The organism is Pseudomonas sp. GL_093, assembly GCF_057837605.1.
In genome coordinates, this window is the sequence record NZ_CM174448.1 from 5,907,429 (window position 1) to 5,931,037 (window position 23,609).

Consider the following 23,609-nt stretch of genomic DNA (forward strand, 5'->3'; position numbering starts at 1 on the left):
GTTTTGTGCGTTTGCTCCGTTCTTAAAAATCCTTGAGCGGACTATAGCCAGCAGGTAGTACTGCTTGATCCCTCTAAAGTGTGATTTGCAGCTGCCAGCCACTCTGGAACAGTCCTTTGCCAAGCCGACACCCGTCGGCCCGTCTAGGATGGCTGAAAATTCGGATTTGACAAGCCAAGCGCTTGCTTGGTGGGGCTGGCGTGCCCTTTTGGGCACGCCAAGTGACGCTTAAAGCGTCGAGAGGAAGGTGCTGTTGTTGGCTTGCCATTCGGTGATGTCGACGCGAATACGTTTCTTGTCGAGTTTGCCGACACTGGTCTTGGGAATTTCAGTAACAAGGGCGATCTGGCTCGGGATGGCCCACTTGCTCAGGTGCCCCAGTTCCACGAATGGCTTGAGGTGTTCCTTCAGTTCTTTGGCCCCGATCACATGGCCTTCGCGGACCACCAGCAGTGCGAACGGACGTTCGCCCCACTGCGGATCGGCGATGCCCACCACTGCTACTTCGCGTACCGCCGCGTGGCGACTGATCAGATCTTCCAGGTCCAGGGAGGAGATCCACTCGCCGCCGGTCTTGATCACATCCTTGATCCGGTCGCGAATGTCGATCACACCCATGCTGTCCAGGGTCGCTACATCACCAGTGTGCAGCCAGCCCCCGGCCCAGAGCTCGGCGCCCTTTTGCGGTTCGTTGAAATAACCCTCGGTGAGCCACGGCGCACGCAGCACCAGTTCGCCTTGGGTCTCGCCATCGGCGGGCAGGAAGTTGCCGTCGGTGTCGACGATCGCAGCCTCCACCAATGGCCCCGGCACGCCGGCCTTGATCCGGTACGTGGTGCGTTCGTCTTCGGTGCCGGCCATCAGCTCGTCGTTGAGGTGTGCACACGACACCAACGGCCCGGTTTCCGACATGCCGTAAGCGGCGGTCAGTTGAATGCCCTTGGCCTTGGCCGCGTCGTAAAGCGCACGGTTGAGTGCACTGCCGCCGATGACGATTTTCCAGCCACCGAAATCCGTGCCTTGCGCCGCTTTGGAATTGAGGACCATTTGCAGGATGGTCGGCACGCAATGGGAAAAGGTGACCTTCTCCTTGCGCCACAGCTCCACCAGGTACTCAGGGTCATAGCGACCGGGATAGACCTGCTTGAGCCCGAGCATGGTCGCCACATACGGCAGGCCCCAGGCGTGCACATGGAACATCGGGGTGATCGGCATATACACGTCGTTGGTGCCCAGCAACCGCACGCTGTCGATGGCGCCCATGATGGTCGACACACCCATTGTGTGCAGCACCAGTTGCCGATGGGTGAAGTACACACCTTTGGGATTACCGGTGGTGCCGGTGGTGTAGAACGTGGTCGCGACCGAGTTTTCGTCGAAGTCCTGGAAGTCGTACTGCGTGCTCGCCGCCGCCAGCAACTGCTCATACTCGCCGATGAGGTTCGGCAAGTCGGCGGTTTTTTCCGGCAGGTCAGTCAGCAGCAGGGTTTTCTCCACCGTGGTCAGGTGCCCGGCAATGGCCTGGTACAACCCGACGAACTCGCTGTTGACCAGCACAAAGCGGTCCTCGGCGTGGTTCATGGTGTAGAGGATCTGTTCCGGTGACAGGCGCACGTTAATGGTGTGGATCACCGCGCCAATCATCGGGATGGCGAACATGCATTCCAGATAACGATGGCTGTCCCAGTCCATCACCGCCACGGTATCCCCGGCCTTGACGCCGGCCGCCGTCAGCACGTTGGCCAGCCTTGCGACCCGTTCGATCAGGGTCGGGTAGCTGTAGCGCAACTGGTCGCGGTAAATGATCTCGCGGGTTTTCTCATAACGAGCGCCGGACATCAGCAGCCGTTTAATCAGCAGCGGATACTGGTAAGCGCCTTCGGCTGGGGGGATAACGCGAGTCTGCAACATAAGAGTCCCTTTTCTGACTGCACGGTCGTGGCTGAAAGTAAGCACTTTAGTGCCCTTGGACGCCAGCCAAATCAGCCAAAGGAATGATTTGCAGAACCGGGCAAAATGCTAGCTTTGCGCCACCATCTGGCATGTCTCGTCAGGATCTCGGGATTTGCGCTGTAAAACGTTGTAACGCATGCACGTAACTCTTGTCTGTGAGCCTACGTACCATACGGACACGATGAGCCGATCGGTTGGCAGCCAAACAGTTGCCCAGGTCGCCCAACCCTCCACCTCATCTTCAAGAGAAGGATCTTGTCACTAGACCTGTCTGGTCATACGCCATCGGTATCGCATACAACAATGAGTATTGAACTGACCGCCCCCGAGAACTCCCCATCGACACAAGCGCCCCTGGTTTCCATCGTGGCGTCCTGCTTCAACATGCAAAGATTTCTGGAAGACGCCATCAAGAGCATCTTCGCCCAGGACTACCCAAACTTCGAAGTCATCATCGTGAATGACGGGTCCAGCGACGACAGCCTCGCCATACTCGAGCGATTACAACAAACCTATGACTTCCAGTTGTATTCGCAACCGAACCGGGGCGTGAGCGCGGCGCTCAACCACGGCTTGCGATACGCCAAAGGCGTCTATGTGTCGACGCCGGACCTGGATGACATCATGTTGCCCGGGTCGGTGCGCACTCGCGCCGAGTATCTGGATCAGCACCCGAACGTCGGCTGCGTGGGTGCGTTGATCAGCTACATGGACAGCGATGGCAACACCATCAAGCAGCAACAACGCGACAAGATCCACACCTACAACTTCGATCAGGTCCTCAGAGGTGCCGTCGTGATCGGCGCCCCTGTTGCGCTCTATCGCATGAAAGCGATGCGAAGTGCCGACTTCTACGCGCCGAAGCTGCGGGTTCAAGACTTTCAGATGACGTTGCGGATTGCCCGGCTGGGTTATGAGATCCATGAATTGCCGATCTGCATGACCCGCTATCGCCGCCATGCCAACAACCTGTCGAGAAAATACCGGATATTGCTCCAGGCGGACCTTGAGGCGATCGCGCCGTACGTGAACCATCCCGGCTACCACAGCGCCCGCACCAAACTGGTGAACAAGGCCCTCAAATATGCCGTGGTCGAAGACAAGAAAGAAGCCTGGCAGCTGTTGCGCTCGATTCCCTGGCGGCACCTCAATAGAACCAGCTTCAAACGCTTCAAGCGGCTGGTATTACATCGCTAGCCGCCTCACCGGGCCTCAGTGCATCTCGGTAAACGCGAGTTTCACACCGATGGCGATCAGTACCGCGCCCATCGTCCGATCGAACCAGTGGCCCATCCGGGCAAAACCTGCGCGCACGCGCTGCTGGCTGAACAGCATCGCCACCAGGCAGAACCACACAGCGGTGGCCACCGCGAGGTAGATACCGTAGCCCGCCTGTACCGCCAGCGGCGTGTGCGGATTGATCACCACGGTGAACAGCGAAAGGAAGAACAGCGTCGCTTTCGGGTTCAGACCGTTGGTCACGAAACCCGAAGTGAAAGCGCCGCGAGCAGTGCGCTCGCCCGCTTCCTTGTGCAGATCGTCAGCCGCAGGTTGGGCCGGCTGTGCTCGCAAGGCCTTGAAGCCGATGTACAGCAGGTACGCGGCGGCCGCCCATTTCAGGGCATTAAACAACACGATCGACTGGGACACGATCAGGCCAATGCCGAGCAACGAATAGCCGACGTGCAGGAAAATCGCCGTGCCAACACCCAGCGCCGTCCAGGTGCCAGCGCGACGACCATGGGTCACGCTCTCACGCACCACCACGGCAAAGTCCGGGCCGGGGCTGGCCACAGCCAGCAGGTGAATCAGGGCAACGGTCAAAAACTCTGTCCAGTACATAGGGGATCCTTTTGGCCAAGCGTAACTGTTTGTTTCATCTGGTAGGCTCGGCAGATTACGCCTTCAGTTCATTGCACAAAAGGTACAGTTGATGACGAACACTCACCGCGCCGTTTTCCTCGACCACCCGTCCCTGGACCTGGGCGACCTCGACCTCAGCCCGCTGCAAGAGTGTTTCAGTGACTTACAGCTTTTCGCCCAGACCACGCAGGACCAGGTGATCGAACGCCTCAAGGGCGCCACCGTTGCCATCAGCAACAAAATCCTGATCGACGCCGCCGCCATCGCTGCCAGCCCCGAGCTGAAGCTGATCCTGATCACAGCCACCGGCACCAACAACGTTGACCTCGCCGCCGCCCGCGCCCACGGAATTACCGTCTGCAACTGCCAGGGTTACGGCACGCCGTCGGTGGCGCAGCACACGATCATGTTGCTGCTCAATCTGGCGACGCGCCTGGCCGATTATCAAAAGGCTGTGGGCGAAGGTCGCTGGCAGCAGGCGAAGCAGTTCTGTCTGCTGGATTACCCGATTGTCGAACTGGAAGGCAAAACCCTCGGCCTGCTCGGTCACGGTGAACTGGGCGGCGCGGTCGCACGACTGGCCGAAGCCTTTGGCATGCGTGTACTGCTCGGTCAGATTCCCGGGCGCCCTGCCCGGCCGGATCGTTTGCCACTGGAAGAGCTGCTGCCGCAGATCGACGCGCTGACCCTGCATTGCCCGCTCAACGAACACACCCGCCACTTCATCGGCGCCCGTGAGCTGGCCTCGATGAAACCCGGTGCGTTCGTGGTCAATACCGCACGCGGTGGCTTGATCGACGAACAGGCGCTGGCCGATGCCTTGCGCAACGGTCACCTGGGTGGCGCGGCCACCGACGTGCTGAGCGTCGAGCCACCGACCGCCGGCAATCCGCTGCTGGCCCACGACATTCCACGGTTGATTGTCACCCCGCACAACGCCTGGGGCAGTCGCGAGGCACGCCAGCGAATCGTGGGCCAGTTGACCGAAAACGCTCAGGGATACTTCAGCGGTAAAGCACTGCGGGTCGTCAGTTGATAGACTGCGGCACTTTTTTTACAGGAGCAGAGTATGGATCCGCGCAGTGAAGTACTGCTTCGTCAGGCCGAGTTGTTCCAGGGTTCGGTGCTGCTGGCCGGTTTGCCCGCCGATGACCTGCTGGGCCGTTTGCCCGACGCTCATGGCTGGTGCTGGCATGCCGGCGATCAAGCAGCGCTGGATGCCCGCTTCGCCGAGCGCAGCCATTTCGGTGTGAATGCACCGGAGCGCGCGTTCGACACCGCCGTGGTGTTTCTGCCCAAGTCCAAGGACCTGACCGACTACATCCTCAACGCCCTCGCCTCCAGACTGGCCGGTCGTGAACTGTATCTTGTAGGTGAAAAACGCAGCGGCATCGAAGGCGCGGCCAAGCAACTGAACCCCTTCGGCAAACCGCGCAAGCTCGACAGCGCGCGGCATTGCCAGCTGTGGCAGGTTACCGTGGCCACTGCGCCAGAAGCCAAGTCGCTGGAAAGCCTGGCCCAGACTTATGAGTTGCCGCTGGCCGAAGGTCCGCTAAAAGTCATCAGCCTGCCGGGCGTGTTCAGCCACGGTCGGCTGGATCGCGGCAGCGCGCTGTTGCTGGAGCACCTGGACAAATTGCCGAGCGGCCATTTGCTGGACTTCGGTTGCGGCGCCGGCGTGTTGGGAGCAGCGGTGAAACGTCGTTATCCACACAACCAGGTCACCTTGCTTGATGTGGATGCGTTTGCGGCTGCCAGTAGTCGCCTGACATTGGCTGCCAACGGTCTGGAAGCTGATGTGATTACCGGTGACGGCATCGACGCAGCACCGATGGGTTTGAGTGCGATTTTGAGCAACCCACCGTTCCATGTCGGCGTACACACCGATTACTTCGCTACCGAGAACTTGCTGCGAAAAGCAGCAAAACATCTGAAAAACGGCGGCGAACTGCGCTTGGTAGCCAACAGCTTCCTGAAGTACCAACCGCTGATCGAAGAGCACCTCGGCGTGTGCGCAATCAAGGCCGAGGGACAGGGTTTCAGAATCTATCGGGCCAAACGCGGCTGATAAATAAGTGCTTGCCTAACGGATTTTGCCTAGGCAGAATCCGCTCCGTCCTAGGGGAGTAGTCTCCCACGAGCGCCATGCTCGTCCGGCATACGTCAACATACTTGGTCAACAGACCATGGCGTATGCGACCCAAGCGTCCGCATCAGACGGATCGCAGGGTTTGACAAGACCTATGACACGAACACCTTACCCGGGGCGGGAAGGCTGTACGTGTCATAGCCGTGTCGACCCGCCCCTTAGGAAAACCCTGATGCTGGATTCACTTCTCGTTCCCACCGCAATCGTTGCCTTGGCCGAAATCGGCGACAAGACGCAATTGCTCGCGCTCATTCTCGCCGCTCGCTTTCGCAAACCCTGGCCGATCATCGCCGGTATCGTCGCTGCAACCCTGGCCAACCACGCTGCAGCCGGTGCGGTAGGCGCCTGGGTCGGTAGTTTCTTCTCGAATGCGACGCTGCACTGGATCCTCGCCGCGAGTTTCACCGCGACCGCATTGTGGACCCTGGTGCCGGACAAGATGGACGACGACGAAGCCAGCACCGCCCGCAAGTTCGGACCGTTCCTGACCACGTTGATCGCGTTTTTCCTTGCGGAGATGGGCGACAAGACGCAAGTCGCCACGGTAATGCTCGCTGCGCAATACCCGGAGCTGTGGCTGGTGATCATCGGCACTACCGCCGGCATGTTGATTGCCAACGTGCCGGTGGTTTTGGCGGGTAACTTTGCCGCGGATAAATTGCCGTTGACGTTAATTCGTCGCCTGGCGGCGTCGGCATTCTTCATCCTCGCCATTGTCGCGGTGTACAAGGCGATGCAGAGCAGCGGTTGGGTTTGACGCGGTAAGTCAGTGACTCCGCGTCATCGTTCATCGCGAGCAGGCTCGCTCCCACAATGATTTATGTCGTACACAAATTTTGTGCTCAACCGATAACCCTGTGGGAGCGAGCCTGCTCGCGATGAGGCCGGAAGCCTCAATACATGACCGTCAGGATTTCCTGGCTTTCTCGTACAGCGGCATGACTTTCGGAATCGCCGCCTGCAACGAAGCAATACGACTCGACGACGCCGGGTGAGTACTCATGAACTCCGGCGGCGAACCTTCCGAGGCCTTGGTCATCTTGTTCCACAGGGTGATCGCGGCGTTCGGGTTGTAACCGGCGCGAGCGGCCAGTTCCAGGCCGATCAGGTCCGCCTCGTTTTCATTGGCGCGACTGTTAGGCAAGGTCATGCCGTAGTTAGCCACGGTATCCGCCAACGCCAGGCTGTCCTGACCCAGACCGAACAAGGCGCCAGCGCCCTGCTTGGCCATTTCGATGCCGTAGGCCTTGGACATCGCTTCACGACCGTGCTCACGCAGGGCGTGGGCGATTTCGTGGCCCATGATCGCGGCGATCTCATCGTCGGTCAGTTGCAGGCTGTCGATCAGCCCCGTGTAGAAAATGATCTTGCCGCCAGGCCCGCAGTTGGCGTTGAGTTCGTCGCTCTTGATCAGGTTGACTTCCCATTTCCACTGGGCCGAATCCGGACGGAAAACCGGCGCCTGGGCAATCAGCCGATCGGCAATCGCCTGGACACGTTTGGCCTCGTCACTGGTCTTGTCCAGCACGCCTTTGGTGTTCGCCTCGCCGACAGTCTTTTGATAGGACTGGGCGTACATCTGGTTGACCTCGTCGGTCGACAACATGCTGAACATGTACTGCTTGCGCTCAACGCCCACCGCGCCACCGCTGGTGGTATTGACCGACTGGCAACCGGAGAGCAGCAGACCTGCGCTCAGCGCACACAAAACCAATGTCTTGTTCATCAAAAATCTCTCTGAAAACATGCGGCGTATCCTAGGTGGTGAATTGTATCGACGCCAGATACAACAGAGGTGTAGACGCACATTTCAGACAAAGCTCTCATGGCCGTAGGAAAAAATTCACATAACGGTGCCCACCGCGGTCGATAACGGCCCGCAATGATTCGTTTGCGACATCAAACCCTCCAAAACAGCCAATTCGCCAACCTCCGCTCATGGCCATCGACACCCCTGCCGATACAGCACCGCAGACGTCCTCTTGCGTGCGGAGCACCCATGAAATTCAAGTCGATCCAGTTTTCCGTGGCGGCCCTCGCCGGCGCCATCGTTCTTAGTGTCGTGGCAGCCCTGGTGCTGTACGCCCTGTTTTCCGGCGCACGGACACAAGACATGGTCCAGCAGCGGACCCAGGCACAATTCGAGCAAGTCATCGAACAACGGCTGACGTCACTGGCGCAAACCCAGGTCAGCCAGATCCAGCGCGAGCTCGAAGCGCCACTGCTGATTGCCGGGGGGCTGGTGCGAGTCAACGCATTGATCGGCACACCGGGTGCCGACGGCAAGCCACAGTTGAACCTGAGCCGCGAGCAATTGATCAGCCTGATCAAGGAAAACGTCGTCAAGAACCCGAAAATTCTCGGCACCTACATCGGCTGGGAAAAAAACGCCCTCGATCACAACGATGCGGCCTACGTCGACACCCAGGTTGTCGGCATCGACGCCAGCAACGGCCGCTTCCTGCCGTGGTGGTTCCGCAACGAAGACGGCAGCCTGGGCCTGGACAAACTGGTGGACGTCGACGACCAGAAAACCCTGTCCACCGGCGTACGCGCCAGCGAGTACTACCTGTGCTCGAAAGAAACCAAAAAATCCTGCGTGATCGATCCGGCGCCCTACAAGGTCGGCGACAAGATCGTCATGCTCGCCTCCTTTATAGAACCGATCATGCTCAACGGCGCCTTTCAAGGCATCGTCGGCGCTGACCTGTCGGTGAACTTCATCCAAGAAATGCTCCTCAGCGCGAATCAGAAGTTGTACAGCGGCGCTGGTGAAATGGCCCTGATTGGCGGCAACGGCCGGATCGTTGCCTACACCAAGGACCCGAGCAAATTCGGCGAGAAGGTCAGCGACATCCTCGACAGCCAGCAGATTGCCAACATGGCCAATCTCAAGCGCGGCGAAGTCACCTACACCGTCGATAAGGCCCAGGGCCGGATCGAGTTGTACCTGCCGTTCGGTATTGGCCAGACCGACGCTCGCTGGACCCTCATGCTGCAATTGCCACTGAACGCAGTAATGGCCGATCTGCAAAAACTTCAGGGCGATCTGGACGCTCAGCGCAAGTCCGACACCTTCGGCATGGCCATGGTCGGCTTGTTGATTGCCGGTATCGGCTTGCTGGTGATCTGGCTGGTGGGCCACGGCATTGCCCGGCCGCTGAAGCAAATGGTTGCCATGCTCGATGACATCGCTCAGGGCGAAGGCGACCTGACTCGCCGCCTGACCAGCGACCGTGCCGACGAACTGGGCTCTATCGCTAAAGGCTTCAATACCTTCCTGGCCAAGTTGCAGGTGATGATCACCCAGGTCGTGACGTCGGTGCAGAGCGTCAGTGATTCGTCGGAACACACCGCCGACATCGCCATCCGCACCAACATCGGCGTGCACAAGCAAATGGCCGAGATCGATCAGGTGGCCACGGCGGTACATGAAATGACCGCCACCGCCCAGGACGTGGCGCGCAACGCGACCCAGGCTGCGCAAGCCGCCAGTCATGCCGATCAGGCAGCGGCGCAGGGCATGCAAATCGTGCGGGATACGTCGAACTCGATTGGCGTGCTGGCGATAGAAATCGGCAAGGCTGTCGGCGTGGTGCAAACCTTGGCCAAGGACAGCGAGAACATCAATGCGATCCTGACGGCCATTCGAGGGATCGCCGAGCAGACCAACCTGCTGGCCTTGAACGCCGCCATCGAAGCGGCCCGCGCTGGCGAACAGGGACGCGGTTTTGCGGTGGTAGCCGATGAAGTGCGCAACCTGGCGCAGAAGACTCAGAAAGCCACTGAAGAAATTCAGACCATGATTCAGCAGCTGCAACAAGGCACGCGCGATGTGGTGCGGGTGATGGAGGACAGTCAGAGCCGCACCGATGAAAGCGTGCAGCACGCGGCGAAAGCGGCCGAGGCGCTGGAGACGATTACTCAGGCGGTGTCGGTGATCAACGACATGAACACCCAGATTGCCAGTGCGGCTGAGGAACAGAGTGCGGTGGCTGATGACATTAACCGGAACGTGATCAACATTGGGCAAGTGGCCAATGAAGTCGCCGGCGGAGCGGATGAGTCGAGTGCGGCGAGTGCGGATCTGACCAAGTTGGCTGAACAGCAGCGGCGGTTGATCAATCAGTTCAAGGTCTGATCCAAAGACCCCATCGCGAGCAAGCTCGCTCCCACATAGGGTCTGTGGCGTTCACAAAACCTGTGGGAGCGAGCTTGCTCGCGATGGGGCCAGCACAGACACCCCATCAGCCGGGGGTTAGACACTCCGGCCCATTAAGCTTCGGATCATTCACCAGATTCGCCAACACCCGCTCGCGCAACGCCGCGGGTTCACTGGCGAGCAATGCCTGCAAGGCATGCAACGGAGTCTCTGGATTGAGCCACGCCTCCTGCCCCGCCGCATCGAGAATCAATGGCCGGCGCTGACTCGCCGCCGCCTGCGTGATCACCGCCGTGCTCAGCCACACCTGCTCCTGCACCGGATACGCTTCCCAGATCGCAGCAAAAAACAGCGCCGAACCCTCCCCCGGCGTCAGCCAGTACGGCCGTTTGCGCGTCGTGCCGCGCCATTCGTAAAAACCGTTGGCCGGCAGCAGGCAACGGCGTTCGCGCAGGGCCTGGCGAAACATCGGTTGTTCGGCAACGGTTTCGGCCCGGGCATGGGCTGGCGTGCGGGACAAATCGGTCAGCCATGGCGGCGTCAAACCCCAACGCGCGCGGGCCAACTCGCGCTGGCCGTCAACGCCTGCACGCAGCATCAACACCGAATCGTTGGGAGAAATATTCCACTGGGCCTGCTGATCGGCGGGGAAGCCAGGCAGGGCCGCGAAGGCGGGGTTCCAGCGAAACAGGGCATAACGTCCACACATGGGGTAACACGACTCTTGATAAAACGAACGTCAGCCTAACAGACCAGCGTGCCAGGAAAACTTTCCGGTTCATCGCCGGGCAGTGGCAGCGCGGCATTGTACGCGGTGATCAACTCCCGGGCGTACTCGGCCTCGTCGTTATCGACCGACAGGCCCAGCAGGCCAAAGATCGGCAATTCGCCACTGCCACCGAGCAAATCGCGGCCCACCAAATGCGCTTCGATGCCCTCGCTGGCCAACATGCTTTGCAGCAACTCACCTTCCATGAGGTTTTCCGGCTCGTAGATTCGCTGCATGGGGTGCCCCTTTCATTCGTTTTCGCTGTGAACTTCGAGCAACCATTCCTGACCGTCAGTCTGCAGAACAAACGTGATCGGGCGACAACACACCGGACAGTCTTCGATATAGGTCTGATCGCCACCGGACAAGTCAAGAACGGCCTCAGCCTCTTCACCACAATACGGACATTCGTAGCGCTCGGTTTCCAGCATCGCGGTCTCCCAGGTGACTTGTGCGTATAATCGCCGGTCTATTTGCAGGGCTATTTTTGTCTGGCTAACTTTTCAGACCGTGCCCCGTTGGTTTTCGATCAAAACCTTTACTTACCCTAGCCGTTTCTAACAAGAGAGCATGATGGGCGAATTCGATGCCATCCGACCTTACAATGACAGCGAAGTCCCGGCAGTGCTGGACCGGCTGCTCGGCGACAAGGCGTTTCTAGATATCCTCATCCACTTCCGCTTCCCGCGTTTTGCCGGTGCTTTCGGCTGGATGCTCAAACCTCTTATAGCTCATCGGCTGCGCCGTGAGTTCGCTGACGTCACGTCGGTGGCCACGTTGCAGGACAAAGTCGAGATGTACGTCGACCACACCATCGAGCGAGCCACGGACGGTGTGACGTACACCGGCGTCGAGCAGTTCAAGTCCGGCAGCGCCTACCTGTTCATCGCTAACCATCGCGACATCGTAATGGACCCGGCCTTCGTCAACTATGCCGTGTACCACGCCGGCCTGCCGACACCGCGCATCGCGATCGGCGACAACCTGCTGCAAAAGCCCTTCGTCAGCGATCTGATGCGCCTGAACAAGAGCTTCATCGTGCACCGTTCGATCGCCGGTCGACGCGAGAAGATGGCGGCGTACCAGCTGCTGTCGGCCTACATCAACCACTCGATCCGCAACGATTGCGCCTCGATCTGGATCGCCCAGGCCGAAGGCCGGGCCAAGGACGGCGACGACCGCACCGAGTCGGCGATCCTGAAAATGTTCCACATGAGCCGCAAGGACGAGCCGTTTGGCGAAGTCATTCAGTCGTTGAACCTCACCCCGGTGTCAATCAGCTACGAATACGACCCATGCGATCAAGCCAAGGCTCGCGAGCTGTTTATCCGCGCCACCACCGGCAGCTACACCAAAGTGCCGGGCGAGGACGATGTGAGCATCGCCAAGGGCATCACCGGCTACAAGGGCCGCGTGCATGTGAATTTCGCTTCGCCGATCACCGAGCTGTTCGACGACACCAAGCAATTGGCGATCGAGATGGACCGGCAGATCCTCGGCGGCTACCGCCTGTTCCCGGTGCACTACCTGGCCTACGCCCAGTGGAAAGACGCCGACCCGCAATTGCAGGTGCCGAAAGCCGCTGAGGTGTTTGCGGCGGACGAACTGGCCAAGGCTCAGGAGCAATGGCAACAGCGTCTGGACGCGTGCCCTGAGGAGCATCGTCCGTTCATGGTCCTGCAATACGCGACGCCGGTGCGCAATCAGTACCGTGTGAAAGCAGGTTTGCCGCTGTAACGTTTTTGGCTGGAGACGACAACGGCGCCCTCGGGCGCCGTTTTCATTGCTGCGTATTTTGCTGTCAGACCCGCGTGCTGATCCATGACACCAGCAGCGCCAACCCCAGGCAGGCAAAACCGAATCCATAGAAAAACCGGTTCATGCGCAAGGTCGCCCCGTCCAGCATCAACGTCGGTTCATCGATACGACGGCTCTGGCTTTGCGCTTCGAGAGTGGCCAACGCGCGCTGTTCGCGGCGACGAGTGGCATGCAGCATCCAGCCGCCCGGAAAGGCAAACAACAAGGCCAACAGGTTGATCAACTTGGCGGGATGGTTGGTAAACAGCGAAATCAAATGCAACGACATCACGAACCTCAGCAAAACAGGTGTGGCAGACGCCGAACCGACGACCGCGGCACGGATTCTACCGAAAGCCTCGCCACCTGCCCTTGCTTTCCGACAAATAACGGGCATCAGCATGCGGATTTGCCGGAGACGGATTTGCTGACGGGCGTGAGCATGCTGGACTTTTACTCCGAAGCCGCCTGACACAACACATTCCCTGTGGGAGCGAGCAGGCTCGCTCCCACAGTTGTTCGGTGGTGTACACCTGAATGAAAAAGCCCGGGGCCATTGCTGGCACCGGGCTTTTTTGAATCCAGCGAAAGTTTATTCGCCGAGAACCTGACCCACGGTCGGATCCTTGAACAGACGCGTCAACGCATCGCTCAACACATCGCTAACCAGCTTGGTATTGGTTTCCTGGTTCGGCGCCATGCCGAAACGCTGGTCCAGCGATGCACCGTAACGACCGCTGTAACGACGATTGGCATTCTGCACATCGGAGCGGAACGTCGCGCCGATGGTCGCTTCGGTCACGTACATGCCTTCTTTAGGCGACTGATACTTCAGCTCGACCAGAGTCACAGTGATTTGCGGTGCATTCGGTGCGTTGTTGGATGGAGTAAAACCCAGCAACCGCACGGCCGCTTCGGCCTGAGCCTGCAACTTCGGCAGAATTTGCGCGCCCTGCACGGTGATCGCGCTGGTCTCAGGGTACAGGCCACCACGGGTGCCCAAAGTCGGCGACGGACGACCGTCCGCCACACGCACCACCACCGGTTGACCATGACCGACCGGTGCCAGCTGAGTCGTCAGCTTGGGTTCCGGATTCAGTTGTTGCGGGCTGTGGGCGCAGCCGACCAGCGTCAAGCTGGTCACAGTGATCAAACCGAACAACAGGCGTTGCAACATGCTCTTCTCTCCAGAATCAGGCACAAACAGGCCCGCAGTATAGCGGTGGGCCACTGCGGGTAACTAGCACCTCACAGTGATTACTGAAATCTCTGACAAACCCTTCAGACCGCGGTTCCTGTCACAGAGATGTCACCGCCCATACACTTGCTCGTCATGGCTCGCTGGCAACCTTCACAGCAGTCACCCCAAAAGGTACTTCGCCATGCGCTATCTCATCTCGCTGTTCAACCCACGTCCGCTGCATCGCTGCTTCGCCCTGCTCGACCGCAACGGCCATTGCCAGGCATTCAAACAGTGCAGCCTCCAGCCGATGGGTGATGACTGGGTCGAAATCGAAGAAATCCGTCTCAACTGGCTGAACCATCCCCTGCCCCCTAGCGCCCGTGTCAGCCAGCGCCAGCCACGTGCGCGGGCTCAACACCTGTTGACCACCTGACCGAACACCTAATAAAAGTCATTAAACACGACCATTTCCCTGCGTTTCTTCGCTACAATCTCCCCCCGATTATAAGGACGTCTCCTGATCGGGCCTCGCAGCATCGTCAATGCGCTTGTATTGACACCCCGCACCGCCCACAGAGAGCCGCCCACACAGATCGAGTGAAGCTGGCGCGCTTGCTGTTCCTTGAGCAAAACCCCCACTTTTCGCGAATCTGCAGAGCTGTCATTACGCTCGGTCACTGAGCTGTTTGCCCGTTTTGCTTGTCATGTATTCCATGGCGGCAATCCATCCGGGCACGGTGCCAGGCTGGGGCAGCCCTTTTTTGAGGTTCACGTCTTCAAAAGAGCGTGAAAAAAACGGGTTTTCACAACTTCACAAGAGTGTGGCGAGCAAATGAATAGTTTTGCGTCTGAATATGCACCATTAGCGTCTGAAACAGCCCAACGACACAGGACCGAGTACGCCTCGAACACCGGATCCTGAAGCCTGTCCTCTACGGATTTGGTTGCACAAACGGATGTATCGACCATAAGTCGAATTGCCAGCCGCGCGTTGAAGTGAGTTCATGTAACTCTTTTAGACCCGGCCGGTAGCGTCCGTCGAAGTTGCAAAAAATTGCGAAGATTCGGACATGGCGATACTGCCATGAGTACCTGGGGCATCACTGACACGCCCCTGAACACCTGGCAGCCATGCCGACAATTTGGTGCTGCAGATTTTGGAGACGCGTTAAATGGCGCATAACGAAGCAGTCGACGTAGTACTGGTTGGGGCCGGCATCATGAGTGCCACCCTCGCTGTACTGCTCAAAGAGCTCGACCCCGCGATCAAGCTGGAAGTCGTCGAGCTGATGGATTCCGGTGCCGCGGAGAGTTCGAACCCGTGGAACAACGCCGGTACCGGTCACGCCGGGCTGTGTGAGCTCAACTACACGCCGCAGGCCGCCGACGGCACCGTCGACATCAAGAAAGCCGTGCACATCAACACCCAGTTCGAGGTGTCGAAGCAGTTCTGGTCCTATCTGACCAAGAAAAGCACCTTCGGCTCGTGCAAGACGTTCATCAGCCCGGTGCCGCACCTGAGCTTCGTCCAGAGTGACGATGGCGTTTCCTTCCTCAAGGAACGCTTCAAGACGCTGAGCAAGCACCACGCCTTCTCGGACATGGAATACACCGAAGACAAGGCCACCATGGCCGAGTGGATGCCGCTGATGATGCCTGGCCGGCCGGCCGACGAAGTCGTCGCCGCCACCCGCGTCTTGAACGGCACCGACGTCAACTTCGGCGCCCTGACCAATCAACTGCTCAAGCACCTGACCAGCGCACCCGATGCCCAGGTCAAGTACTGCAAGCGCGTGACCGGCCTCAAGCGTAACGGCAGCGGCTGGACCGTCAGCATCAAGGACGTCAACAGCGGCAATTCCCGTGACGTCGACGCGAAATTCGTGTTCCTCGGCGCTGGCGGCGCGGCACTGCCGCTGCTGCAGGCTTCGGGCATCGAAGAAAGCAAAGGCTTCGGCGGCTTCCCGATCAGTGGCCAGTGGCTGCGTTGCGACAACCCGGAAGTGGTCAAACACCACCAGGCCAAGGTTTACAGCCAGGCGGCCGTGGGTTCGCCACCGATGTCGGTGCCGCACCTGGACACCCGCGTCGTCGATGGCAAGAAGTCCCTGCTGTTCGGACCTTACGCCGGCTTCACCACCAAGTTCCTCAAGCACGGCTCCTTCATGGACCTGCCGATGTCGGTTCGCGCCGGCAACATCGGCCCGATGCTGGCCGTGGCGAAAAACAACATGGACCTGACCAAGTACCTGGTCAGCGAAGTGATGCAGTCGATGGAGCAGCGCCTGGACTCGCTGCGTCGCTTCTACCCTGAAGCGAAAGCCGAAGACTGGCGCCTGGAAGTGGCCGGCCAACGGGTGCAGATCATCAAGAAAGACCCGAAAAAGGGCGGCGTTCTGCAGTTCGGTACCGAACTGGTCGCGGCCAAGGACGGTACCCTTGCTGCCCTGCTCGGCGCTTCGCCAGGTGCATCGGTGACTGTTTCGATCATGCTGGAACTGATCGAAAAATGCTTCCCGAACAAAGCGTCCGGTGAGTGGGCTGCCAAGCTCGCGGAAATCTTCCCGGCTCGGGAAAAGGTTCTGGAAACCGACGCTGCGCTGTATCGCAAGATCAACGTGCAGAACAACGTCGCGCTGGAACTGGTTGAAGCCAGCAACGAGACCGAAAGCTACGCTTGATTCGGCCGCATAAAAAACGCCCCGTTCTCATTGAGAGCGGGGCGTTTTTTTTGTGCCTTTAAAAGATCTTAACCGCGAGCCTTTTCGATCAGTTCGATGTACTCGGCCGCGTTGCGCTGATCCTTGATCAGGGCAACGAAGTCATTGCCGTGCTCATCCTTGCCGTCCAGATCCAGACCGGCTTCGACGAAGAACGTCAGAAAACGCCCGAAGTCATCGATGCGCAGGCCGCGATAGGCCTTGATCAATTTGTGCAGCGACGGCGACGTGGCGTCGACCGGTTCGAAATCGAGGAACAGCTTGATCTGCTCATCGCCGATCTCGTCACCAATCACTTGCTTCTTATCTTTACGCATTGCCGACTCCAGCTCGCAGACATTTCACGGGGCGGGCAGTTTACCCCTCCCTTGCCACCGGGCTCAACGCGGACGAACAGCGCCCGTGTGCAGATCGGCCCAGACATGGCCGTTGGCGTAGCTGAGGAACTGGCAATACACCGTGTCATTGCGCAACAAGTCGATCACCACCCGGTACTGAGCCATCGGATAAAACAGCGTCAGGGTTTTGCTTTTGTCGTCGTAGATCGGCTTTTTCAGGCTTTTGCTTTCGCCATCGAAATTGACCAGCACCTGGTTGATGGTCGCGCCCTTGTTCAAGGATTTGCCCTTGAGACGGATCAGCAAGGGTGAGGTCACCGGAATCGGCTGCTGGTTGGACTGACGTTGACTGCCGACCACCACCGAGTACTCGGTGACCTGCAACAGCTGTTGCTGCTCGGGCTCCGCGTCACGCAGGGTCAGGTCATCGGGGGGCAGGAACTGCGCGTGCATCGGCGCCGGGGCGGCAGCCAAAGGCAGGCTGACGGTCAGCAACAGGGCGGCGCAGCTGCGGATCAAAAGGCTCATGACGGGCTCCGGAGGGCGGGGCCGAGCACTCTAGCATGGGTGTATGGAAGTGGATCTGTGAACACAGAACCATTGTGGGAGCGAGCCTGCTCGCGATAGCGTCGGCACATCCAACATAACGTTGTCAGATAGACCGCTATCGCGAGCAGGCTCGCTCCCACAGGGGATATGTGGCTGGGAGTTACATGCCTTTAACGGCAAAAATCCCGTTGGCATTACGCCAGTAGCCCTTGTAGTCCATGCCGTAACCGAAGATGTAACGGTCGATGCATGGCAGGCCGACGAAATCGGCTTTCAGGTCCGGGCGAGCCTTGCGGTCGTGGTCCTTGTCGATCAGCACGGCGGTGTGCACCGCGCGGGCACCGGCGTGTTTGCAGTAGTCGATGATCGCGCCCAGGGTGTGACCTTCATCGAGGATGTCGTCGATGATCAGCACGTCACGGTCGAGGAACGACACTTCCGGCTTGGCTTTCCAGAACAGGTCGCCGCCGCTGGTTTCGTTGCGATAACGGGTGGCGTGCAGGTAGGACGCTTCCAGCGGGAAGTTCAGATAGGTCAGCAGCTTGCCGGAGAAAATCAGCCCGCCGTTCATCACGCAGAACACCACCGGATTGCTTTCAGCCAGTTGGTCGTTGATTTGTGCACCGACGCGGGCGATGGCCGCCTCGACTTCAGCTTCGGTGTACAGGCAGTCAGCCTCTCGCATGATTTGACGGATATGCTCGAGATCAGCGGACATGGCGCTCTCCAGGGGGTGGCTGTTCAGGAAAAGCGGGCAAAGGTACGCATCCCGCACGGCCAGATCAAGCGTTTGTGGACTAACGTTCTGTATGTCTATAGGACAACACCCTCGGATAGATTAATCTAGGCCGGTTTTTTTGCCCGCCGCCGGAGCCTTTCCCATGCCCATCCTCGAGATCCGCCATCCGCTGATCCGCCATAAACTCGGCCTTATGCGCCGCGCCGACATCAGCACGAAGAATTTCCGTGAGCTCGCTCAGGAAGTCGGTGCCCTGCTGACCTATGAAGCCACCAAAGACCTGCCGCTGGAAAGCTACGACATCGAAGGCTGGTGCGGCACGGTGTCGGTCGAGAAAATCGCCGGCAAGAAAATTACTGTAGTCCCGATCCTGCGCGCCGGCATCGGCATGCTCGAAGGCGTGCTGAGCCTGATCCCGGGCGCCAAAGTCAGCGCCGTCGGCGTGGCCCGCAACGAACAGACCCTGCAGGCCCACACCTACCTGGAAAAACTGGTTCCGGAAATCAACGAACGCCTGGCGATGATCATCGACCCGATGCTCGCCACCGGCAGCTCCATGGTCGCGACCATCGACCTGCTGAAAAAGGCCGGTTGCCGGGATATCCGCGCGATGGTGCTGGTGGCTGCCCCTGAAGGCATTGCCGCCGTCGAGAAGGCTCACCCGGACGTGACCATCTACACCGCTTCCATTGACGAGAAACTCAACGAACACGGCTACATCATCCCAGGCCTGGGCGATGCCGGTGACAAGATCTTCGGCACCAAGCAGAAGGACGCTTGAGCATGCAGCAAGAGTTCAACGATCCGCTCTGGCGCACGGTGCTGTCGGGTGCGCAGATGCTGTTCGTGGCCTTCGGCGCCCTGGTGTTGATGCCGCTGATTACCGGCCTCGACCCGAACGTGGCGCTGTTCACCGCAGGCCTGGGGACGATTCTGTTCCAGATCGTCACCGGGCGTCAGGTGCCGGTGTTCCTGGCGTCGAGCTTTGCCTTTATCACCCCGATCATTCTAGCCAAGGGCCAGTTCGGTCTCGCGGCGACCATGGGCGGCGTGATGGCGGCCGGTTTCGTCTACACCTTCCTCGGCCTTGCCGTGAAGATCAAAGGCACCGGTTTCATTGACCGTCTGCTGCCACCGGTGGTGATTGGCCCGGTGATCATCTCCATCGGCCTGGCCATGGCGCCAATCGCCGCCAACATGGCGATGGGCAAGGCTGGCGACGGCACCGAGCTGATTCATTATCAGACGGCGATGCTGATCTCGATGCCAGCGCTGCTGACCACCCTGATCGTCGCGGTGTTCGGTAAAGGTATCTTCCGCCTGGTGCCGATCATCTCCGGTGTGCTGGTGGGTTTTGCGATGGCGTTCTATTTTGGCGTCGTTGATACCGCGAAAATTGCCGCCGCCCCCTGGTTTGCGATCCCGCACTTCACCGCGCCGGAATTCAACTGGCAGGCGATTCTGTTCATCGTTCCGGTGGCCCTGGCTCCGGCCATCGAACACATCGGCGGCGTGATTGCAGTCGGTAGCGTGACCGGTCGTGATTACCTGAAAAAACCCGGCCTGCACCGCACCCTGCTCGGCGATGGCATTGCCACCACCGCCGCCGGCCTGTTTGGCGGTCCACCCAACACCACCTATGCCGAAGTGACGGGCGCGGTGATGCTGACCAAGAACTACAACCCGAAGATCATGACCTGGGCGGCGATTTTCGCCATCAGCCTGGCGTTCGTCGGCAAGTTCGGCGCGCTGTTGCAAAGCATTCCGGTGCCGGTGATGGGCGGGATTCTGTGCCTGTTGTTCGGTTCGATTGCGGCGGTGGGCATGAACACGCTGATTCGCCACAAGATCGACCTGAGCGAAGCGCGCAATCTGGTGATTGTCTCGGTGACCCTGGTGTTCGGGATTGGCGGCGTCCTGGTCGGCACCGGCACTGGGCCGGACGACTTCGGCCTCAAAGGCATCGCGCTGTGCGCGGTGACGGCGATTGCGCTGAACCTGTTGCTGCCGGGTAATGACAGCTGGAAGCACAAGAAGGCGAATGAATCGTTGTTGTAACGGTTGATCGTTCCCACGCTCTGCGTGGGAATGCAGCCCGTGACGCTCCGCGTCACTGGACGCGGAGCGTCCCCAGAGGCATTCCCACGCAGAGCGTGGGAACGATCATCAAAGGGCCAGCGGCGCTCGCTCGCACAACGTGCTTAACGCCCGCGCCCACTGCGGATCGTCGTTAAGACACGGCACCAGCACCAACTCCTCTCCCCCCGCCTCGCGGAACAACTCTTTGCCGCGATCCCCGATTTCTTCCAGCGTCTCGATGCAATCGGCAACGAACGCCGGGCACATCACCAGCACTTTCTTCACGCCCATTCCAGCCAACTCATCAAGGCGCGCTTCAGTGTAGGGCTCGATCCATTTGGCCCGGCCCAGACGCGACTGAAACGACACCGACCACTTACCGTCCGGCAAACCCATGCGTTTGGCGAACTCTGCAGCCGTACGCAAGCATTGCCCGCGATAACAGGTCGCGACCACTTCCGGTGGCGCTCCAGCGCAGCAATCGCCACCCCCTTCGAAACTGTGACCCGGATTGAGCTTCTTCAGATGCCGCTCCGGTAATCCGTGAAAGCTGAGCAGCAAGTGATCGTAATCCTGCTGCAAATACGGCTTGGCGCTGGCCACCAGCGCATCGAGGTATTCCGCTTGATCGTAGAACGGCTGGAGAATCGAAAACTGCACATCCAGCTGCTTATCGCGCACCACCCGCTTGGCCTCCTCGATCACTGTGGTCACCGTGCTGTCGGCGAACTGTGGATAGAGCGGCGCGATCGTGATCCTCTTGTGGCCCTGAGCCGTCAGGCGCACCAGCGCCGATTCAATAGACGGCTCACCGTAACGCATCGCCAACTCCACCGGACCGTGGGTCCACTGGACAGTCATGGCCTGTTGCAGGCGACGGCTGAGCACCACCAACGGCGAGCCCTCCTCCCACCAGATCGAGGCGTAGGCGTGGGCAGACTGCTCCGGGCGCTTGAACAGGATCAGCGACACCAGCAAACGTCGCACCGGCCATGGCAGGTCGATCACATACGGGTCCATCAGAAATTGATTGAGGTAGCTGCGCACATCCGCCACCGAGGTGGAGGCCGGTGAGCCCAGATTGACCAGAAGCAATGCGTGATCGGTCATGCAACGTCCTATTTCAAAGGCGGCTGGAAAGGTCGTCCAGAGCCGCGCGCAAATCAGTGAACTGGAAAGTGAAACCCGCTTCCAGCAAGCGAGCCGGTACGGCCTTCTGGCCGCCCAGCAACAGCAACGACAATTCGCCCAGACACACCTTTAACGCCAGGGCAGGCATGGGCATGAACGTCGGGCGGTGCAGCACGCTGCCTAACGTCTTGGCAAACTCGCGGTTGCGCACCGGTTTGGGTGCGCAGGCATTATAAGGACCACTGGCGTGCTCCTGACGCAGAAGAAAATCAATCAAGGCGATTTGATCGTTGATATGGATCCACGGCATCCACTGCCGGCCACTGCCAATAGGCCCGCCCAGCCCCATTTTGAACGGCAGCAACAGCCGCGACAAAAAGCCGCCCTCGGCCGACAACACCAGCCCGGTACGAATGAAGATCACGCGAATGCCCAAGCCTTCGGCTCGCTGGGCGGTTTCTTCCCAGGCGATGCACAACTGGCTGGCGAAATCATCGATGACTGGTGGAGACTTCTCGGTCAGTTCCCGCTCGCCCCCATCACCGTACCAACCGACCGCAGACCCGGAAATCAACACCTGCGGTTTTTGTTCACGGGTTTCGAGCCAGGCCAGCAGGGTTTCGGTCAGGGTGATGCGGCTGCTCCACAACAGCGCTTTGCGTCTGGTTGTCCAGGGACGATCGGCAATCGGCGCACCTGCGAGGTTGATAATCGCATCCATTGACTCCTGGCCGATGTCCTCGAGGCGGGCCACTCCGCGCACTTGGGCACCGCAGATTTTCGCGACTTTTTCAGGCTTGCGACTCCAGACCGTCAGGTGATGACCCTGACCCAACCAGAGGCGGCAGAGTTGACGTCCTATCAAACCAGTACCGCCGGTCAGCAATATGTGCATGACTACTTCCTCGCGTAGCGTTTTACCCTGATCACTAGTCTATTTTTATAAGCAGGGATCTTTGGTATCGGGCAGGCTCTGTGATTAACAATAGGCCAAGCTGTCAGAACGAGAACGCTAAAAGTTATACCAAAAAACAATATTGTACAGGTTTCAACCACGGCGTAGTCTGTACAGAAAGGTAAACGAGGCCCCTATGACTGTACCTATCGCAATCATCGGCACCGGCATCGCCGGGCTCTCCGCCGCCCAGGCCCTGACAGAGGTCGGGCATGTCGTTCAACTTTTCGATAAAAGCCGCGGCAGCGGCGGACGCATGTCGAGCAAGCGCAGCGATGCGGGTGCTCTGGACATGGGCGCGCAATATTTCACTGCCCGCGATCGCCGCTTCGTCACTGAAGTCCAGCGCTGGCAAGGCAACGGCTGGGTCGCTGAATGGATGCCGCAGCTCTACACCTTCCATGGCGGCCAGCTCAGCCTGTCGCCGGACGAACAGACGCGCTGGGTCGGTACGCCGCGCATGAGCGCCATTACCCGCGGCCTGCTCGGCGACCTGGAAGTGCATTTCGCCTGCCGCATTACCGAGGTCTATCGCGGCGAGGAGCACTGGCATCTGCAGGACGCCGAAGGCTTCACCCACGGCCCGTTCAGTCATGTGATTATCGCCACGCCGGCGCCTCAGGCGACTGCTCTGCTGGCCTCCGCACCGAAACTCGCCGGTGCCGCCGCCGGAGTAAAAATGGACCCGACCTGGGCTGTCGCGCTGGCGTTCGAGACACCGCTGGATACGCCCATGGAAGGCTGCTTCGTACAGGACAGTCCACTCGACTGGCTGGCTCGCAACCGCAGCAAACCGGGACGTGACAACACGCTGGACACTTGGGTTTTGCACGCGACCAGCGCCTGGAGTCGGCAACATATCGACCTGTCCAAGGAAGCGGTGATCGAGCAATTGCACGGCGCATTTGCCGAGCTGCTGCACGACGCCATGCCCGCCCCGACCTTCAGCCTCGCCCACCGCTGGCTCTACGCCCGGCCCGCCAACAGCCATGAATGGGGAGCCCTGGCCGATGCCGATCTGGGCCTCTATGTGTGTGGCGACTGGTGCTTGTCCGGTCGTGTCGAAGGCGCTTGGCTCAGCGGCCAGGAAGCCGCCCGCCGCTTGCATGCGCATCTGCAGTGAGCCGCATCGATCCGGTAGGAGGCCCGACGGCAAAACCTATACAAACAATTTGACTTGTACACCTTTGAATCTATGATGAAGTTATGTTGTACAGACCGA

The 23,609-nt window shown here is 59.5% G+C and carries 24 protein-coding genes, 1 pseudogene and 1 riboswitch; of the genes and pseudogenes, 12 read left to right on the forward strand and 13 right to left on the reverse strand.

What is annotated here, in order from left to right:
* Positions 1-228: 228 nt before the first annotated feature.
* Positions 229-1,911: a fatty acid--CoA ligase gene (locus AC3IUE_RS27195; protein ID WP_056740849.1), complete on the reverse strand. Its 1,683-nt coding sequence runs from the start codon at positions 1,909-1,911 to the stop codon at positions 229-231.
* 309 nt (positions 1,912-2,220) lie between these two features.
* Between AC3IUE_RS27195 and AC3IUE_RS27200 the strand changes: the two genes are divergently transcribed.
* Complete coding sequence (locus AC3IUE_RS27200; RefSeq protein WP_489268964.1) at positions 2,221-3,150, forward strand: glycosyltransferase family 2 protein; 930 nt, start codon at positions 2,221-2,223, stop codon at positions 3,148-3,150.
* A gap of 15 nt (positions 3,151-3,165) precedes the next feature.
* On the opposite strand, the gene AC3IUE_RS27205 is transcribed toward AC3IUE_RS27200, so the two are convergent.
* Complete coding sequence (locus AC3IUE_RS27205) at positions 3,166-3,795, reverse strand: LysE family translocator (protein WP_046048281.1); 630 nt, start codon at positions 3,793-3,795, stop codon at positions 3,166-3,168.
* A 91-nt stretch (positions 3,796-3,886) separates the two neighbouring features.
* Here AC3IUE_RS27205 and AC3IUE_RS27210 point away from each other — a divergent pair, with 91 nt between their 5' ends.
* From AC3IUE_RS27210 to AC3IUE_RS27220, 3 genes are all read left to right on the forward strand, one after another.
* Positions 3,887-4,852 carry a 2-hydroxyacid dehydrogenase gene (locus AC3IUE_RS27210; RefSeq protein ID WP_046048282.1) on the forward strand — a complete coding sequence of 322 codons (966 nt, stop codon included), beginning with the start codon at positions 3,887-3,889 and terminating at the stop codon, positions 4,850-4,852.
* Between the two features lie 33 nt (positions 4,853-4,885).
* Positions 4,886-5,884 (forward strand): methyltransferase, encoded by a 999-nt coding sequence (locus tag AC3IUE_RS27215; protein WP_056740842.1) that lies wholly within the window; start codon positions 4,886-4,888, stop codon positions 5,882-5,884.
* Between the two features lie 40 nt (positions 5,885-5,924).
* Positions 5,925-6,049: riboswitch (yybP-ykoY riboswitch) on the forward strand.
* An 88-nt stretch (positions 6,050-6,137) separates the two neighbouring features.
* On the forward strand, positions 6,138-6,722 hold the full coding sequence (locus tag AC3IUE_RS27220; protein ID WP_008155932.1) for a TMEM165/GDT1 family protein: 585 nt from the start codon (positions 6,138-6,140) through the stop codon (positions 6,720-6,722).
* A gap of 150 nt (positions 6,723-6,872) precedes the next feature.
* Here AC3IUE_RS27220 and AC3IUE_RS27225 read toward each other — a convergent pair whose 3' ends face one another.
* Complete coding sequence (locus AC3IUE_RS27225) at positions 6,873-7,691, reverse strand: M48 family metallopeptidase (protein ID WP_489264282.1); 819 nt, start codon at positions 7,689-7,691, stop codon at positions 6,873-6,875.
* A 1,362-nt stretch (positions 7,692-9,053) separates the two neighbouring features.
* On the opposite strand from AC3IUE_RS27225, the pseudogene AC3IUE_RS27230 reads away from it, so the two are divergent.
* Both AC3IUE_RS27230 and AC3IUE_RS27235 read left to right on the forward strand, forming a co-directional pair.
* A pseudogene (locus AC3IUE_RS27230) lies at positions 9,054-9,248 on the forward strand (HAMP domain-containing protein); the annotation flags it as partial.
* A 114-nt stretch (positions 9,249-9,362) separates the two neighbouring features.
* Positions 9,363-10,106, forward strand: a complete 744-nt coding sequence (locus tag AC3IUE_RS27235; RefSeq protein ID WP_413696193.1) for a methyl-accepting chemotaxis protein — start codon at positions 9,363-9,365, stop codon at positions 10,104-10,106.
* Positions 10,107-10,212: 106 nt separating this feature from the next.
* Here the strand turns inward: AC3IUE_RS27235 and AC3IUE_RS27240 are convergent, their stop codons facing one another.
* Genes AC3IUE_RS27240 through AC3IUE_RS27250 form a run of 3 tightly spaced genes read right to left on the reverse strand, consistent with a single transcriptional unit; the run spans position 10,213 to position 11,327 of the window.
* Positions 10,213-10,836 carry an SOS response-associated peptidase gene (locus AC3IUE_RS27240; protein ID WP_489264283.1) on the reverse strand — a complete coding sequence of 208 codons (624 nt, stop codon included), beginning with the start codon at positions 10,834-10,836 and terminating at the stop codon, positions 10,213-10,215.
* 35 nt (positions 10,837-10,871) lie between these two features.
* Complete coding sequence (locus AC3IUE_RS27245; protein WP_008153386.1) at positions 10,872-11,132, reverse strand: putative signal transducing protein; 261 nt, start codon at positions 11,130-11,132, stop codon at positions 10,872-10,874.
* Between the two features lie 12 nt (positions 11,133-11,144).
* Positions 11,145-11,327 (reverse strand): CPXCG motif-containing cysteine-rich protein, encoded by a 183-nt coding sequence (locus tag AC3IUE_RS27250; RefSeq protein WP_008153387.1) that lies wholly within the window; start codon positions 11,325-11,327, stop codon positions 11,145-11,147.
* A 142-nt stretch (positions 11,328-11,469) separates the two neighbouring features.
* On the opposite strand from AC3IUE_RS27250, the gene AC3IUE_RS27255 reads away from it, so the two are divergent.
* Positions 11,470-12,633, forward strand: coding sequence for a 1-acyl-sn-glycerol-3-phosphate acyltransferase (locus tag AC3IUE_RS27255; RefSeq protein ID WP_489264284.1), 1,164 nt, complete (start codon positions 11,470-11,472; stop codon positions 12,631-12,633).
* 64 nt (positions 12,634-12,697) lie between these two features.
* Here AC3IUE_RS27255 and AC3IUE_RS27260 read toward each other — a convergent pair whose 3' ends face one another.
* Both AC3IUE_RS27260 and AC3IUE_RS27265 read right to left on the reverse strand, forming a co-directional pair.
* On the reverse strand, positions 12,698-12,982 hold the full coding sequence (locus tag AC3IUE_RS27260; RefSeq protein WP_056740831.1) for a hypothetical protein: 285 nt from the start codon (positions 12,980-12,982) through the stop codon (positions 12,698-12,700).
* A gap of 303 nt (positions 12,983-13,285) precedes the next feature.
* Positions 13,286-13,870 carry a YajG family lipoprotein gene (locus AC3IUE_RS27265; protein WP_056740829.1) on the reverse strand — a complete coding sequence of 195 codons (585 nt, stop codon included), beginning with the start codon at positions 13,868-13,870 and terminating at the stop codon, positions 13,286-13,288.
* A 205-nt stretch (positions 13,871-14,075) separates the two neighbouring features.
* On the opposite strand from AC3IUE_RS27265, the gene AC3IUE_RS27270 reads away from it, so the two are divergent.
* Together AC3IUE_RS27270 and mqo are read left to right on the forward strand one after the other, a co-directional pair.
* Entirely contained in the window at positions 14,076-14,309 is a 234-nt protein-coding gene (locus tag AC3IUE_RS27270) for a hypothetical protein (RefSeq protein WP_489264285.1), read from the forward strand.
* Between the two features lie 739 nt (positions 14,310-15,048).
* A complete protein-coding gene (mqo, locus tag AC3IUE_RS27275) occupies positions 15,049-16,557 on the forward strand; it encodes a malate dehydrogenase (quinone) (protein WP_489264286.1) in 1,509 nt (502 codons plus the stop codon).
* Positions 16,558-16,625: 68 nt separating this feature from the next.
* Here the strand turns inward: mqo and AC3IUE_RS27280 are convergent, their stop codons facing one another.
* The 3 genes from AC3IUE_RS27280 to AC3IUE_RS27290 form a co-directional block, all read right to left on the reverse strand.
* Positions 16,626-16,913 (reverse strand): PA4642 family protein, encoded by a 288-nt coding sequence (locus tag AC3IUE_RS27280; protein ID WP_008153397.1) that lies wholly within the window; start codon positions 16,911-16,913, stop codon positions 16,626-16,628.
* A gap of 63 nt (positions 16,914-16,976) precedes the next feature.
* Positions 16,977-17,462: a hypothetical protein gene (locus AC3IUE_RS27285; protein ID WP_008153398.1), complete on the reverse strand. Its 486-nt coding sequence runs from the start codon at positions 17,460-17,462 to the stop codon at positions 16,977-16,979.
* A 181-nt stretch (positions 17,463-17,643) separates the two neighbouring features.
* Positions 17,644-18,201 carry a hypoxanthine-guanine phosphoribosyltransferase gene (locus AC3IUE_RS27290; RefSeq protein ID WP_046048293.1) on the reverse strand — a complete coding sequence of 186 codons (558 nt, stop codon included), beginning with the start codon at positions 18,199-18,201 and terminating at the stop codon, positions 17,644-17,646.
* A 163-nt stretch (positions 18,202-18,364) separates the two neighbouring features.
* Between AC3IUE_RS27290 and upp the strand changes: the two genes are divergently transcribed.
* Together upp and AC3IUE_RS27300 are read left to right on the forward strand one after the other, a co-directional pair.
* Positions 18,365-19,003, forward strand: a complete 639-nt coding sequence (gene upp / locus AC3IUE_RS27295; RefSeq protein ID WP_008025893.1) for a uracil phosphoribosyltransferase — start codon at positions 18,365-18,367, stop codon at positions 19,001-19,003.
* A 2-nt stretch (positions 19,004-19,005) separates the two neighbouring features.
* A complete protein-coding gene (locus AC3IUE_RS27300; RefSeq protein WP_056740820.1) occupies positions 19,006-20,280 on the forward strand; it encodes a uracil-xanthine permease family protein in 1,275 nt (424 codons plus the stop codon).
* A gap of 108 nt (positions 20,281-20,388) precedes the next feature.
* Here the strand turns inward: AC3IUE_RS27300 and hemH are convergent, their stop codons facing one another.
* Both hemH and AC3IUE_RS27310 read right to left on the reverse strand, forming a co-directional pair.
* Positions 20,389-21,411: a ferrochelatase gene (hemH, locus tag AC3IUE_RS27305; RefSeq protein ID WP_489264287.1), complete on the reverse strand. Its 1,023-nt coding sequence runs from the start codon at positions 21,409-21,411 to the stop codon at positions 20,389-20,391.
* 13 nt (positions 21,412-21,424) lie between these two features.
* Complete coding sequence (locus tag AC3IUE_RS27310) at positions 21,425-22,327, reverse strand: TIGR01777 family oxidoreductase (protein ID WP_489264288.1); 903 nt, start codon at positions 22,325-22,327, stop codon at positions 21,425-21,427.
* A 196-nt stretch (positions 22,328-22,523) separates the two neighbouring features.
* Here AC3IUE_RS27310 and AC3IUE_RS27315 point away from each other — a divergent pair, with 196 nt between their 5' ends.
* Positions 22,524-23,510, forward strand: a complete 987-nt coding sequence (locus tag AC3IUE_RS27315) for an NAD(P)/FAD-dependent oxidoreductase (RefSeq protein ID WP_056740814.1) — start codon at positions 22,524-22,526, stop codon at positions 23,508-23,510.
* Positions 23,511-23,609: the final 99 nt, after the last annotated feature.

What these genes read in the sequence shown, in the direction of transcription:
- AC3IUE_RS27270 (WP_489264285.1), top strand. Translation starts at nt 14,076, where the DNA reads ATGCGCTATCTCATCTCGCTGTTCAACCCACGTCCGCTGCATCGCTGC.
- upp (WP_008025893.1), top strand. Translation starts at nt 18,365, where the DNA reads ATGCCCATCCTCGAGATCCGCCATCCGCTGATCCGCCATAAACTCGGC.
- AC3IUE_RS27285 (WP_008153398.1), bottom strand. Translation starts at nt 17,462, where the DNA reads ATGAGCCTTTTGATCCGCAGCTGCGCCGCCCTGTTGCTGACCGTCAGC.
- AC3IUE_RS27240 (WP_489264283.1), bottom strand. Translation starts at nt 10,836, where the DNA reads ATGTGTGGACGTTATGCCCTGTTTCGCTGGAACCCCGCCTTCGCGGCC.
- mqo (WP_489264286.1), top strand. Translation starts at nt 15,049, where the DNA reads ATGGCGCATAACGAAGCAGTCGACGTAGTACTGGTTGGGGCCGGCATC.
- hemH (WP_489264287.1), bottom strand. Translation starts at nt 21,411, where the DNA reads ATGACCGATCACGCATTGCTTCTGGTCAATCTGGGCTCACCGGCCTCC.
- AC3IUE_RS27225 (WP_489264282.1), bottom strand. Translation starts at nt 7,691, where the DNA reads ATGAACAAGACATTGGTTTTGTGTGCGCTGAGCGCAGGTCTGCTGCTC.
- AC3IUE_RS27290 (WP_046048293.1), bottom strand. Translation starts at nt 18,201, where the DNA reads ATGTCCGCTGATCTCGAGCATATCCGTCAAATCATGCGAGAGGCTGAC.
- AC3IUE_RS27220 (WP_008155932.1), top strand. Translation starts at nt 6,138, where the DNA reads ATGCTGGATTCACTTCTCGTTCCCACCGCAATCGTTGCCTTGGCCGAA.
- AC3IUE_RS27280 (WP_008153397.1), bottom strand. Translation starts at nt 16,913, where the DNA reads ATGCGTAAAGATAAGAAGCAAGTGATTGGTGACGAGATCGGCGATGAG.
- AC3IUE_RS27265 (WP_056740829.1), bottom strand. Translation starts at nt 13,870, where the DNA reads ATGTTGCAACGCCTGTTGTTCGGTTTGATCACTGTGACCAGCTTGACG.
- AC3IUE_RS27260 (WP_056740831.1), bottom strand. Translation starts at nt 12,982, where the DNA reads ATGTCGTTGCATTTGATTTCGCTGTTTACCAACCATCCCGCCAAGTTG.
- AC3IUE_RS27315 (WP_056740814.1), top strand. Translation starts at nt 22,524, where the DNA reads ATGACTGTACCTATCGCAATCATCGGCACCGGCATCGCCGGGCTCTCC.
- AC3IUE_RS27215 (WP_056740842.1), top strand. Translation starts at nt 4,886, where the DNA reads ATGGATCCGCGCAGTGAAGTACTGCTTCGTCAGGCCGAGTTGTTCCAG.
- AC3IUE_RS27195 (WP_056740849.1), bottom strand. Translation starts at nt 1,911, where the DNA reads ATGTTGCAGACTCGCGTTATCCCCCCAGCCGAAGGCGCTTACCAGTAT.
- AC3IUE_RS27255 (WP_489264284.1), top strand. Translation starts at nt 11,470, where the DNA reads ATGGGCGAATTCGATGCCATCCGACCTTACAATGACAGCGAAGTCCCG.
- AC3IUE_RS27300 (WP_056740820.1), top strand. Translation starts at nt 19,006, where the DNA reads ATGCAGCAAGAGTTCAACGATCCGCTCTGGCGCACGGTGCTGTCGGGT.
- AC3IUE_RS27245 (WP_008153386.1), bottom strand. Translation starts at nt 11,132, where the DNA reads ATGCAGCGAATCTACGAGCCGGAAAACCTCATGGAAGGTGAGTTGCTG.
- AC3IUE_RS27310 (WP_489264288.1), bottom strand. Translation starts at nt 22,327, where the DNA reads ATGCACATATTGCTGACCGGCGGTACTGGTTTGATAGGACGTCAACTC.
- AC3IUE_RS27210 (WP_046048282.1), top strand. Translation starts at nt 3,887, where the DNA reads ATGACGAACACTCACCGCGCCGTTTTCCTCGACCACCCGTCCCTGGAC.
- AC3IUE_RS27205 (WP_046048281.1), bottom strand. Translation starts at nt 3,795, where the DNA reads ATGTACTGGACAGAGTTTTTGACCGTTGCCCTGATTCACCTGCTGGCT.
- AC3IUE_RS27250 (WP_008153387.1), bottom strand. Translation starts at nt 11,327, where the DNA reads ATGCTGGAAACCGAGCGCTACGAATGTCCGTATTGTGGTGAAGAGGCT.
- AC3IUE_RS27235 (WP_413696193.1), top strand. Translation starts at nt 9,363, where the DNA reads ATGGCCGAGATCGATCAGGTGGCCACGGCGGTACATGAAATGACCGCC.